Source organism: Breznakia sp. PF5-3 (assembly GCF_029504745.1).
In the GTDB taxonomy this organism is placed as follows: Bacteria; Bacillota_I; Bacilli_A; order Erysipelotrichales; family Erysipelotrichaceae; genus Breznakia.
Genome location: NZ_JAQFIQ010000003.1, coordinates 62,051 through 75,250, shown reverse-complemented (window position 1 = coordinate 75,250; position 13,200 = coordinate 62,051). Strand labels below are relative to the sequence as shown.

The following is a 13,200-nucleotide window of genomic DNA, read 5'->3' as shown; positions in this document are numbered from 1 at the left end:
ATCCACATATATATATAAAGAAGTATGGTATAATATCAACGAGGTGAATAGTTTGAAAATTATAAGTTTATTCCGTTTTTCTGATACCTTACAAACCCAAATGGAAACCCTTGGAGAGTATCATTACTATAAAACTTTAAGTATTGATAATGAGCATTTAGTTGATTGCGATATTATATTTGGAAATCCTGATCCTAAACTTTTGCCATATATGAAAAAAGTTAAGTGGATTCAGCTGTTTTCTGCAGGCAATGATCAATATAAAGAAACTGATATTCCAAAAGATTGCGTTGTTACAAATGCTTCTGGAACCTTTGGATTGACAATTCGGGAACACCTTTTGTTATATACACTCGCACTCATGCGAAATGCTAAACGATATATGAAGAATCAAAATGATCATCTTTGGGATCCAATTCATCAAACAAAATTGATTGCCAACAGTGTGTTTTTAATTGTTGGTGTTGGCGATATTGGACAACACTATGCAAAAGTCATACAATCTTTAGGTGGATATACAATTGGAGTCCGTAGACAATCTAATCATCTTCTTGAAGGGTTTGATGAAATGTATCAAAGCGATGCTTTAAATGATTTACTAGAAAGAGCAGATGTTGTGTGTTTAGCGCTTCCTAAAAGTAAAGATACTGATCTTATGATGGGAAAGAAGCAATTTAAAAAAATGAAGCAGGGAAGTTTATTGTTGAATGTTGGGCGTTCTAATGTCCTTGATATAGAAGCTTTAATAAATACTTTGAATGCAGGTCATTTACATGGAGCACATTTGGATGTCTTTGATGAAGAACCTCTATCTAAGCAAGATACTTTGTGGGATGTAGATAATCTAATAATCACGCCTCATGTTTCAGGAACTTTTGCAAATCCTGCTACTAGAGCTTTATATGAGAAATTGGTAGCAAAAAACATAGCACATTACACTCATAATGAGCCATTAGAAAATGTAGTAGATTTTCATATCGGTTATCGCAAAAACAAATAAGTAAATGAAAAATCTTGATGGATGAAGTATTTGTGGCTTTTTTATCGTTAATCTGTGATATAATATCAAAAGATATTTCATTTATAGAATTGAATATAAGACACTACCATAATAAAAGTGTCGTTTACAGAAAGAGGTTTATTTTATGGATAAAGTTAAAATTTTCGCCCTTGGAGGGCTAGATGAAAATGGGAAAAATATGACTGTTGTAGAAGTTAACAATGTCATTTTTATCATTGAAGCAGGAATTATGTTTCCTGACAATGCCCTGTTAGGGGTAGAGTATGTAATTCCTGATTTTACATATTTAATTGAAAACAAAGATCGCATCGGAGGGATTTTTATTACCCACGCCCATGATGATGTTATGCGAGCTTTGCCTTTCTTATTGAGGCAAGTGAATTTACCTATATATACTGGTAAATTTACGTCTATGTTTATTAGTGATTTGCTGGCACAAGAAGGAATTAAAGATTATATATTAAATATCATTGATCGAACTTCAAAATTCAAAGTAGAAGGTGTTGAAATTCGTACCTTTGCGATGACTCATGCATCGCCAGATAATTTTGGAATTGCAATTCATTCCAGCCAAGGTTACATTGTCTACAGCGGAGAATTTATTATTGATTATAATGCTCTTCAACCTGAGTATCTTTGTGATTTAAATGAACTGAGTGAAATCGGTAAAGAAGGTGTATTATGTTTGTTGAATGAATCTATAGCTGCAGAAAACGAAGGACACACTGCGCCAAAACATAATATTTCAAACAAATTAGAACCAATTTTCGAATCGAATGAAGGCCGTTTTATTATTGCTTGTTATCGTCAAAGTCTATATCGTATTCTTGAGGTTTTGGATATTGCTATAAAACATAAGAAAAAGATTTTTATTCGTGATAACGAATTACGAAAAACATTAAAATATTTAGAACAACTTGGTTATTACAAATTGCCAAAGAATTCTATCATTGATAAAAAAGATTTTAATAACAATATGAAAAATGTAGTGGTTCTTGTAACAGGAAGAGGGAAACGGTTATTTTTGAAAGTATCGACCATTGCTACGCATGAAGACAAATACGTAGAGTTATTAAAAGATGATACGATTGTTGTTGCAAGTCCGGTTGTTAGTGGAACAGAACATGAAGCTGTTAGCATGGAAAATGAAATCTATAAAGAAGGTGGGAGAATCTATTCATTTAAAGCAAAAGATGTTGCAAGTATGCACCCATCTAGTGAAGATTTGAAAATGGCAATTTATTTGTTTAAACCAAAGTATTATTTACCAATTAAAGGAGAATATCGTCATTTGATTACAAATGCAAATTTAGCCTCAAAGATGGGATTCTCTGATAGTAGAATCATTCTTTTGGATAATGGTCAAATGGCAGAATTTGTAAATCGTAAGTTAGTTTCTACTAATGAAATCTTAGAATTAGAAGATACTTTGATTGATGGTGATGCAAACTGGGATGTAACAGGGGTTGTTTTAAAAGATAGAGAATGGCTTTCAACGGATGGTGTTATGATCATTGGTGTTACATTAGATAATAAAACTAAAAAAATTGTTAGTGGTATAGATGTTCAAACCCGTGGTTTAATTTATGTAAAAGATGCTGATTATCTTGTAAAGGAAGTAATGAAAATCATGGAAGATACAGTAAAAAAGGCGGTAAAAGATAGACGTTATGACAATTTAGAGTGCCGTCAAGAAGCAAAAGATAAAATTCAAAAATATCTTTCGAAAGAAACTGGAAAACGACCAATGGTATTGCCAGTTATTTTGGAGATAACGAATAAAGCTTAGGGGGAATTATGGCAAAGAAAAAGGTAACAAAACGTAAAAAGAATGTAAAACGCAAGTCACAAAGCAAACCTTTAATAGAAAATGAAGTTCTTCTTTATATTTATAATTTAATTATTATTACAATTGCTTTAATTGGTGGTTTGAATGTTGGTTTAGTAGGAGAATTTTTAAATCATTGTATGCGATATGTAGTAGGTGATTTATGTCCCTTTGTATACATTATGATTATTCTTGCTTCTCTTTATTATATGGTTAAAAAGAGTTTTTCTTCTTTAGGGAAACGTTACATCTTTGTTGGTGTTTTATTATTTGTTATTTGTTTAACATTCCTAGCAACAACAATGGAAACTCGTGCTACTGGAATGAAAGTGTTAAATTATTACACAAGGAATACAGAGTTTATATTCAATGGTACCTTTCACGCAGGAGGTGGAATTATTGGAGCCTTCCTATATAGTTTATCATCGATGTTATTTGATCGTAGTGGTACCTATATTATATTAGTGATGTTATCATTATTATCATTATTGATTGTTTTAGATAAAGAGGGTAGAAATAAACTAGGACACCTTTTGCTTAATATTCCAAAAGGAATCATTCACTTGTTTAGAAAACGTGATACCAAAAACATTGAAGATGATACGGAACCAGAATTTTTCCAATATGAAGAACCAGAAGTTCCTGTTGAAGATTATGCAGATTTATTAAACAATCCTACAACTAGTGAACCATCTAATTTTCTTGATGTGGATGACATTATTGAGAAACCAAAAACAGAAAAAAAGGTTGCGAAAGTACAACCTATTATTACAGATGCTCCATATACAGAAAATTTTTCAAATTATTCATTACCAAAACTTACATTATTGAATGCTCCAAAACGCAGTGGAAAAAGTGGTGCAAATGCAAGTGCAGCGAATGAATCTGGAAAACGATTGATTCACATATTAAACCAATTTGGTGTTGAAGCTACGTTAGTAGCTACCCATATTGGTCCAAGTGTTACAAAGTTTGAATTAAAACCTGAAATGGGGGTTCGTGTAAATCGTATTAGCAATTTACAACAAGATATAAAAATGGGACTCGCTGCTAAAGATATTCGTATTGAAGCACCGATTCCAGGAAAGAGTACGGTTGGTATTGAAATTCCTAACCAAGAAAAAACACTCGTTAATATTCGTGATTTGATGCGTCAAATACCTCCAGGCAGTGAACATAAAAAATTGTTATTCGCATTAGGTAAAGACTTGATGGGAAACTGTGTATACGGTGAATTGAACAAAATGCCTCATCTACTTATTGCAGGAGCAACTGGTAGTGGAAAAAGCGTATGTGTAAATAGTATCATTACATCTATTTTGATGAGAGCCACACCAGATGAGGTAAAACTGTTGTTAATCGACCCTAAGAAAGTTGAATTTACACAATATATGAATATACCCCATTTAATAGGACCTGTAATCACCGATGGTGAAGAAGCAAGTCGGGCTTTAAAAGTTGTAGTAAAGATGATGGAAGATCGCTATGAGTTGTTTTCAAAAGCTGGAGTTCGTAATATTTCAGGCTACAATCAATATTTAGATAGTCATGATGAGCCACTTGAGAAAATGCCATGGATTGTTGTTATTATTGATGAGTTAGCCGATTTAATGTTAGTAGCTGCCAAAGATGTAGAAGCAAGTATTCAAAGAATTACCCAATTAGCTAGAGCTGCAGGAATTCATTTGGTTGTTGCTACACAAAGACCTAGTGTTGACGTAATTACTGGGGTTATCAAAGCCAATATTCCTAGTCGAATTGCATTTGCAGTTTCAAGTGCGATTGATTCACGGACCATTCTTGATCAACAAGGGGCAGAGAAACTTCTTGGTTTAGGAGATATGTTATATATTCCACAAGGCGAGAATAATCCTATTCGAGTGCAGGGATGCTTTGTTTCCGATGATGAAGTGAAATTAATTGCTGACTACTGCGCTAAACAAGGAAAACCACACTATGAAGATACCTTTGTACGTTTAGAGGCAGTTGACCAGCAAAGTGGACACAGTGACTCTAATGACCCTTTGTATGAAGATGTTAAATTGTTTGTAATTGAATCTAGAAAAGCGAGCACATCTTTTATTCAACGAAAATTTTCAATTGGTTATTCACGTGCTGCAAGACTTGTAGACACATTGGAAGCCAATGGTATTATTGGTCCTGCAAATGGATCAAAGCCTCGCGAAGTATATGTTAAAAATGAAACGATGATGGAAGAATAATGATCTACATGATCGTTTTCTTAAAATAAGGAGTGTCTATGAATATAAAAATTATTAAAGAAACTAAATTTAAAAATGTTATTGTTAGTGTTCGCTTTCGCTCAAACCTAAGTGAAAACACTATTGCAGGTAAAATGATTTTAAGTGATTTGTTAAGCAATGTATGTGCAAAATATCCAGACAAACAAGCTGTAGTCAATCGCTTAAACGAATTGTATGGGGCTTCTTTATCAAGTAATTATGTCACTTATGGAAACACACAAGTTGTTGAATTGCGTTCCAAATTTATCAACTCTAGTTTTATTCAAAATGATATTAATTTATTTGATGAAGTCATAAAATTATTGTCTGATTTCATTTACCGTCCGCTATTGGATAAAGATGGCATGTTTAATGCTATGTTTGTGGAAGAGGCGAAACGAATTACGTTATCAAAGATTGCACGTATTATTGATGAACCTGCACAATATTCACCCGTTGCCACATCGGCATTGATTGGAAAAGGGCAGGCATTAGGAATTCAAGCGATTCATCAAATTGATAATATCAAAAAACTAACGCTAAAAGACTTGTATGCAGTTTATCATAATATGATTGAAAATGATGATATTGATATTCTAGTAGTAGGTGATGTAGATGAAGAAGAAAGTAAATCAAAATTACAAACTATTTTTAATCAAAAAAATATTTCAAATATAGCAAATAGTTCTTATTCTTTACATGCAACTGATATTCAAGATTACTATGAAGAAAATCGTGATATTTCACAAGCCTACATCACGATGGCATATCAAACAAATATTAAAAACAGTGATGAATCTTTTTGGAGTCTGCAGGTTGCCAATGCAATTTTTGGCCAAACACCTTCTTCATTACTATTTCGTGAGGTGAGAGAAAAACATAGCCTTTGTTACTCTATTTCATCTAGTTTATTAGCCTATGATGGGGGAATGCTTGTTAATGTAGGAGTTGACCCAAAAAACGTTAATAAAACAATTGATTTAATCAAAGAGCAATTTCATCGTGTTTGTACTGGAGATTTTCCAGATGAAAGTATTTCCACAATAAAAGAAATGTTAATAAATATGATGACAAATCAACAAGATGATCAATTTGGAATTTTAAATTTTGCTTATCGTAATATCTTGTTGAATAATACACAAAAGGTTTCAGATATCATTGAAAAAATCAAAGTTGTTCAGCGTGAGGATATTAAGGAAGTATTTTCAAACTGCAAATACTTATCAACTTTCGTTCTAACAAAGGAGGGTGCACATGAATAAAATTGAAAATAAACGATTCGAAGAGTCTTATATTGAAGAAACTTTAGAAAATGGTTTGCATGTTGTTATTTGGCAAAAACCTGGATTCAAGAAGTCTAATTTTGTATTTGCTACACCTTTTGGAGGACGTGATTCTGAACAACTTGATGAAAACAATGTTATTCATACATATCCACATGGGGTTGCCCACTTTTTAGAACATAAGATGTTTGAAAAAGAAGGGAAAGATGTAATGGAAGAATTTTCTAGTTTAGGAGCAAATGTAAATGCTTTTACTTCTTATAATGAAACAGCTTATTATTTTTCAACTACCAATAATCCAATAAAACCACTTCATTTGTTGCTTGATTTTGTTCAAGAATTAACTATTACAGAAGCATCAGTAGAAAAGGAAAAGGGGATTATTATTCAAGAGTTAGAGATGTATAAACAGATGAGTGATTCACGTTTGTTCAGTGAATCCTTTGAATCTATCTTTCAAAAGCATCCATTACGTAATGATATTGGTGGAACTGCTGAAAGTGTAACAGCAATTACATACGATATACTTCAAGAGTGTTATAAACTAAACTATCATCCTTCCAAAATGATTTTAGTAGGTGTTAGTGCAATGGATCCAACTATCATTTTAGATGAAATCAAAAAAAATCAAGCACAAAAAGATTTTCCGCGTTTACATGATGCAAAACGTGTATATTATGATGAACCTAAAGCAGTGGGGAAAACAATTCAATCTATTGCTATGGATATTTCAACTACTAAAGTTGCTGATGTTTATAAATTTGATGGTATCAAAAATGGATTTGAGGCCAGTAAAATTGAATGGTGTTTAACTTTATTATTAGATTTAGCTTTCTCACCACTTTCAAAACAATACCAAGTATGGCTAGATGATGAAATCATCAATGATGCCTTTAGTTATGAGGTTGAAATAGGACCTGATTATGGTATTTTGTTATTTTCTAATGAAACAAAAAAGACCGATTCATTTTTCGAAATGATTCAAACCACAATGTTACACTTGGATGCTTTTGATGAAAACGAATTATCAAATTTGAAAAAACGTTATTTTGGAACAAATATCAATTCGCTTAATAGTTTTGAAGCTATTAGTATTAGTTTTATGCGTATGTATTTTAGTAATATTGATTTCTTCAAAAATTTAGAAATGATTGAAACAATAACAAAGGAAGATTTATATAAGGCATATCAACTTATCGATCAAAAAAATCATAGCAAAATATTAATTGAGCCAAAAAAAGCAGTGTAATCAGTACCTAAACGAGGAGTCATATAAAATGGCCCTCTTTTTTATTTGTTATTTTTTAGGAATAATTCTATTTTTTATGAATATATATACTAGAAAGTAAGAAAAGAGGTACTTATGTTAAATCAATTTGTTATAGTAGGGAAGTTAAAAGAATTACCAGTCGTACAAGAAACATCAAATAGTGTTAAATATGCGCATTTGACGTTGATTGTACGCAGAAATTTTAAAAATTCTAATAATGAATACGAGTATGATGATATTACTTGTACATTATGGAGAGGAATTGCAGAGAGCTGTAATGATTTATGTAAAGTTGGCTCTAACATTGCTATAAAAGGTAGGATCCAAACAAATCCTTATACTAGTGAAGATAATGTCACTTATCCAAACTATGAATTCATAGCTGAGAAAGTTTCCATTTTAGAATAAGATAAAAGAAAAGCATTCATTTTTCAAATGAATGCTTTTTTCACTGATTAGCGGTTGTAGAATTCTACAATCAATAATTCATTAATTTCAGAGTTTAATTCATTACGCTCTGGAAGACGAATATATTTACCAGCTTTTTTTGCTTTATCTACATCTACAAATGCAGGAGCCTTAAATACTGCATCTAAAGATTCGTTGATAACTGCTAAGTTTTTTGATTTTTCTTTTACTTCGATTGTTTGTCCAGGTTTTACTGAGTATGAAGGAATGTCTACTTTCTTTCCATCTACTAATAAATGTCCGTGGTTAACAAGTTGACGTGCACCTCTTCTAGTTGATGCAAACCCCATACGATATACAAGGTTGTCTAGTCTTGATTCTAATAAGAATAGGAAGTTATTACCTGTAACTCCTTTCATCTTACTTGCTTTCTTATATGTATTATAGAATTGACGTTCTGTCATTTGGTACATATAGCGAAGTCTTTGTTTTTCTCTTAACTGTAATCCATAGTTTGTTAATTTAATTCTTTTTGTTGGACCATGTTGTCCAGGAGCGTACTGACGTTGTTTTCCTTTAGAAAATTCTTTTCCACTTTCTAAGATAGAGAAACTCAAACGACGTGACGTCTTGAATACTGGTTTTGTTACTCTTGCCATACTAATTTCCTCCTTATTGCTTTACAAGATGCAAAACAATAACAGTACAAATCATCATGATAGGGTGTTAATACTTACGATAATTTCGTTCATGTAAGGCAGCCGAATTACTCTTATCCCGTCTAAAACGTTATTAACGCACACTAATATGACTTTGCATGCTGCTATTTATGATGCCTATTAAATATAGCAAAAGCACTTTTGTTTGTCAATGTTTTTTGTCTTTTCATCATGCAAATAATACTTTAAAACAGAGGAAAATATGATACAATATTGTAAGAGGTGTTGATATGGATAATTTTTTACATTTATTTAGCAATAAAGCGCAAATATATAGCGCTTTTGATATTGAAAATTTTATTAATTTATTGAAAAGGGAAGTTACTATGAACATTATCTTAATTGGTTGTTTGATTATTGTGGTACTTATTGTAATTACACTTGTAATAAGATCTACAAGGATTGGAAAAGCGAAAAAAGAATTAGCAGCAATTGAATTGAAATATACAGAGTTGAAGGGTATTCCTTTATCTTTTAAGCTCAATAAAGCTGTTGCTTTATCAAAAGTTAATAAAGCGCTTGAAGACAACATAAAAGAATATCAAAAAGAATATGAAAATTCTCAGGAATTGTTAAAAGAGTATAGTGTTATTTTGGCTGAAATTGATGATTATGTATATAGTAAGAAAATCAAAAAGGCTAACCAAGCAATTGATTCCATTATGGATGTAGTAGCAAAATCTACAGAAGCAATTACAGAGTTAGATACTAAGTTAGAAGAGGTCTTGAAACAGGAAAACACACAACGTGAAAATATCAACACATTAAAAGATCGTTTTAGAAAAGCAAAAAATCAATTGAATGAAAATCGCTCTAGTTATCATCAAAGTGTGGAATATCTTGATGGCTTGTTAAAAAATATAGAAGACATGTTCTCTGTTTTTGAAGAGTGGATGTTCGCAAGTGAATTTGATAAGGCTGCAGATAAGCAAAATGATATTCAAAGTGAGCTAGATTCTTTTGAAGTTGCATTAGATAAATTACCACCATATTATGAAGAAGTAAAGGTAACGCTTGTTGGTGCAGTAGATGAACTTCAATATTTGTATAGTTCATCAAAAGCAAAAGGAGTTTATTTAGAACACTTAGAAATCGAGAAACATTTGGATGTAGTAAATGAACTTCTAAGTGATATTTTATCTAAGTTGAGTGTAGGAACACTATCAAGTATTGATAAAGATATTGATGATTGTGAAATTCGTATCGTACAGATGAAGGATGATATTGAGAAAGAATTACATGCCTTTGCTACGATTCATGAAAAAGTAAATATTTTATTTGAACGTATAAAGTTATTAAATCAAAAAATCCAAAAAATCAAAGAGGTTTATGATAAAGTGCATAAACGTTTTGGTTTTGAAAATTGGACAGCAAAATTAGCAGGTTTAGATGAAAGTCTAGATTCTTTAAATGAACAACGTTTTCGTTTGGAAAAGGTAGTTAGTGAAAACAGTGTTCCTTATTCTACATTATTGCTTTCTTACGAAGAGTTAGCGAGTGATACAGTACGTTTAGAAGATGAAGCGAAAGATATGTCAGAACGCTTAGATAATGCTTGTAGCGATGAAGAAAGAGCAAAACAACAACTAATTAAATTGCAGTTGATAGTTAATGAAACAAGAACTAAAATTGCCAAAAACCATCTTCCTTCTATCAGTGAAAAATATGATGATGATATTATTAAGGCCAATTGCTATGTTATTGAAATAAAAGAAGTACTCAATAACACACCTCTTGATGTAGAATTATTAAATGCTAAACTTCAAGAAGGTATTGACTATATTTATACACTTTACAACAGTGTGAATAATCTTGTTGGAATGGCTATTATGGTAGAAAATGCTATTATCTTTGGTAATAAATACCGCAGTGAATACATGGAAGTGGATTCTGAACTTACACGTGCAGAATTATGCTTTAATAATGGACAATATACAAAATCATTAAAAATTGCCATGTCAATTATTGAGAAATTACATCCTGGTGCTTATGAAAATTTAGTAAAAAAAGGAGCAGACTTCAATGAAGCAACCCAATCATAGCTATTATTTTGACTATGCTTCCTGTACACCAATTGATGAATCCATCTATGAGACCTATTGTAAATTGTTGAAAACATATTATGTCAATCCTGAATCTATGTATAGCATTGGTTTAGAAACCCACAAACTAGTTGAAACAAGTAGAGAAAAAATCGCAAAATTATTAGGTGTCTTGCCAAGTGAAGTTTTTTTTACTTCTGGAGCAAGTGAAGCCAATAGTTTTGCGATTAAAGGTTTTGCCTTAAAAAACAAACATCGTGGTAACCATATTATCACAAGTAAAATGGAACATTCTTCTGTTTTAAATGCATTAAAACAATTGGAAGAAGAATTTGGTTTTCAAGTTACGTACTTACCTGTAAACAAAAAAGGTAATGTTACTTTGGATATGATTAAACAAGCGATTCAAAAAGATACAATTATGGTTTCTTTAATGTCTGTAAATAACGAAGTAGGTAGTATTCAAGAAATCGAAGCAATTGGCGAACACTTAAAAAAGAACACTAGAATTGTTTTTATGTCTGATGGAGTTCAAATTCTTGGTAAACATGCTTTCTCACTTAAGAACATTGATTTATTTACTTTCACAACACATAAAATTTATGGGGTGAAGGGTTGTGGAGTATTAATAAAAAAAGAAAACATTCAATTGTTGCCGTTAATTAATGGTGGACAACAAGAACAAGGGCTGCGTGGTGGTACACTAAATGCTCCTGCTATTATTGTTGCTGCTAAAACAATTCGTATGGCTTTGGATGGGCAAGTTGAACACACAACTAAAGTAAATGAATTATGGAAGTTATTATGGGAAGGACTACAAGAAATTGATGATATTGTATTAAACTCTTCTATTGGTGGAACCCCATATATTTTGAATTTTTCATGTCTTTCCATAAATAGTGAAATTATGATGAATGCATTAAACCAACGTAATATTTTTGTTTCATCCCAAAGTGCTTGTTCATCGAGAACAAGGACGCCATCACATACAATCTTAGCAATGGGATATGATGAGCAACGTGCACTTGGAGGAATTCGTGTTAGTTTATCTCATCTTAATACAAAAGCCGAAATACAATTTTTATTAAAAAGCATAAAGGAGATTATTGATGAATACAGAACATAGAGAATATGAATATATTTTAATTCGCTTTGGTGAATTATCTACCAAAGGAAAAAATAAAAAAGATTTTATCAAACAACTTTTGAGTAATTTAAAAAGAATTTTAAAGCCTTTTTCTGCTCTATCTTTTGAACGTTCTCATGATCGATTATATATTTTATTAAATGGGGAAGACCATGAAAAAGTTTGTGAGGAACTGTCTTATGTATTTGGTATTTCTTCATTTTCTTTAGCTATAAAAGTAAAATCTGATTTGGAAGAAATCAAAGCTGTTGCTTTGCAAGCAGCAAAAGATTTTGAAGGTAAAACCTTTAAAATGGATACACGTCGTCATCACAAGGCTTTTTTGTATTCAAGTGATGAGATTAATCGTGCATGTGCTACAGATATTTTAAAATCTACAGATTTAAAAGTTGATGTGAAAAAACCTGATTTGAGAATTCAAGTAGAAGTAAGGGAATTTTATACATATATTATGACCAATCGTATCAAAGGTGCAGGTGGATATCCTGTAGGTAGTAGTGGAAAAACTTTAGTTATGTTATCTGGTGGAATTGATTCACCAGTAGCCTGCTATGAAGCGATGAAACGTGGCGTTGCAATAGAATGTATTCATTATGCTTCTCCGCCTTATACTTCACAGCAAGCCTTAGATAAAGTGAAAGAATTGGCTTCGAAAATCGCTCGATTCCAAGGCCATATTCGCCTTCATATTATTCCTTTTACTGATTTACAACTAGCCATTTATAAAAATGCTTATGAGAGTTATGCGATTACCATCATGCGTAGAATGATGTATCGAATTGCACAAGATATCGCCAAAAAACAAAATTGTTTAGCAATTGTAAATGGCGAAAGCCTTGGTCAAGTTGCTTCGCAAACTTTAGAGAGTATGGATGTAATCGGAAAGGTTGTAGATATTCCTGTTTTACGTCCACTTGTTTGTATGGATAAATTGGAAATCATTGATATTGCACAAAAAATTGACACTTATGATATCTCTATTCAACCTTTTGAAGACTGTTGTACTATTTTCACACCAAAAAAACCTACTACTAAGCCAAAACTTGATAAAGTCTTAAGGATGGAAGAAAAATTTGATTTTAAAAAGGAAATTGAATTATCTATTCAAAAAATGGAATCAATAAATATTTATCATCAGAAAGAACAGGACTATGAAGACCTATTCTAATATCTTAATTTGTCCTGTATGCAACCATAAACTAAATAAAAGGGATCATCAATATATTTGTGAAAACAAGC

General features: G+C 31.6%; 10 protein-coding genes. 9 read left to right on the top strand and 1 reads right to left on the bottom strand.

Annotated elements, in window-relative coordinates; genetic code table 11:
• Nucleotides 1-52 precede the first annotated feature (52 nt).
• The 6 genes from M2475_RS01420 to M2475_RS01395 all read left to right on the top strand — a co-directional run bounded on the left by M2475_RS01420 (nt 53) and on the right by M2475_RS01395 (nt 8,053).
• Complete coding sequence (locus M2475_RS01420; protein ID WP_277489126.1) at nt 53-1,000, top strand: D-2-hydroxyacid dehydrogenase; 948 nt, start codon at nt 53-55, stop codon at nt 998-1,000.
• Between the two features lie 145 nt (nt 1,001-1,145).
• Nucleotides 1,146-2,810 (top strand): ribonuclease J, encoded by a 1,665-nt coding sequence (locus tag M2475_RS01415; RefSeq protein ID WP_277489125.1) that lies wholly within the window; start codon nt 1,146-1,148, stop codon nt 2,808-2,810.
• Between the two features lie 8 nt (nt 2,811-2,818).
• Entirely contained in the window at nt 2,819-5,071 is a 2,253-nt protein-coding gene (locus M2475_RS01410; protein ID WP_277489124.1) for a DNA translocase FtsK, read from the top strand.
• A 38-nt stretch (nt 5,072-5,109) separates the two neighbouring features.
• Entirely contained in the window at nt 5,110-6,354 is a 1,245-nt protein-coding gene (locus tag M2475_RS01405; protein ID WP_277489123.1) for a pitrilysin family protein, read from the top strand.
• A complete protein-coding gene (locus M2475_RS01400) occupies nt 6,347-7,624 on the top strand; it encodes a pitrilysin family protein (protein ID WP_277489122.1) in 1,278 nt (425 codons plus the stop codon). The genes M2475_RS01405 and M2475_RS01400 overlap by 8 nt, the downstream gene beginning before the upstream one ends.
• A gap of 114 nt (nt 7,625-7,738) precedes the next feature.
• Complete coding sequence (locus M2475_RS01395; protein ID WP_277489121.1) at nt 7,739-8,053, top strand: single-stranded DNA-binding protein; 315 nt, start codon at nt 7,739-7,741, stop codon at nt 8,051-8,053.
• 47 nt (nt 8,054-8,100) lie between these two features.
• On the opposite strand, the gene rpsD is transcribed toward M2475_RS01395, so the two are convergent.
• Complete coding sequence (gene rpsD, locus M2475_RS01390; RefSeq protein ID WP_277489120.1) at nt 8,101-8,712, bottom strand: 30S ribosomal protein S4; 612 nt, start codon at nt 8,710-8,712, stop codon at nt 8,101-8,103.
• A 290-nt stretch (nt 8,713-9,002) separates the two neighbouring features.
• On the opposite strand from rpsD, the gene M2475_RS01385 reads away from it, so the two are divergent.
• The 3 genes from M2475_RS01385 to thiI are packed head-to-tail and all read left to right on the top strand — an operon-like array spanning nt 9,003 to nt 13,129.
• Nucleotides 9,003-10,814, top strand: coding sequence for a septation ring formation regulator EzrA (locus tag M2475_RS01385; RefSeq protein WP_277489119.1), 1,812 nt, complete (start codon nt 9,003-9,005; stop codon nt 10,812-10,814).
• Nucleotides 10,795-11,940, top strand: a complete 1,146-nt coding sequence (locus M2475_RS01380; protein WP_277489117.1) for a cysteine desulfurase family protein — start codon at nt 10,795-10,797, stop codon at nt 11,938-11,940. The genes M2475_RS01385 and M2475_RS01380 overlap by 20 nt, the downstream gene beginning before the upstream one ends.
• Complete coding sequence (gene thiI, locus M2475_RS01375; RefSeq protein ID WP_277489116.1) at nt 11,924-13,129, top strand: tRNA uracil 4-sulfurtransferase ThiI; 1,206 nt, start codon at nt 11,924-11,926, stop codon at nt 13,127-13,129. Before M2475_RS01380 ends, thiI begins: the two co-directional genes overlap by 17 nt.
• Nucleotides 13,130-13,200: the final 71 nt, after the last annotated feature.

Coding starts and splice junctions, on each gene's coding strand:
- rpsD (WP_277489120.1), bottom strand. CDS start 8,712: ATGGCAAGAGTAACAAAACCAGTATTCAAGACGTCACGTCGTTTGAGT.
- M2475_RS01410 (WP_277489124.1), top strand. CDS start 2,819: ATGGCAAAGAAAAAGGTAACAAAACGTAAAAAGAATGTAAAACGCAAG.
- thiI (WP_277489116.1), top strand. CDS start 11,924: ATGAATACAGAACATAGAGAATATGAATATATTTTAATTCGCTTTGGT.
- M2475_RS01415 (WP_277489125.1), top strand. CDS start 1,146: ATGGATAAAGTTAAAATTTTCGCCCTTGGAGGGCTAGATGAAAATGGG.
- M2475_RS01380 (WP_277489117.1), top strand. CDS start 10,795: ATGAAGCAACCCAATCATAGCTATTATTTTGACTATGCTTCCTGTACA.
- M2475_RS01405 (WP_277489123.1), top strand. CDS start 5,110: ATGAATATAAAAATTATTAAAGAAACTAAATTTAAAAATGTTATTGTT.
- M2475_RS01395 (WP_277489121.1), top strand. CDS start 7,739: ATGTTAAATCAATTTGTTATAGTAGGGAAGTTAAAAGAATTACCAGTC.
- M2475_RS01400 (WP_277489122.1), top strand. CDS start 6,347: ATGAATAAAATTGAAAATAAACGATTCGAAGAGTCTTATATTGAAGAA.
- M2475_RS01385 (WP_277489119.1), top strand. CDS start 9,003: ATGGATAATTTTTTACATTTATTTAGCAATAAAGCGCAAATATATAGC.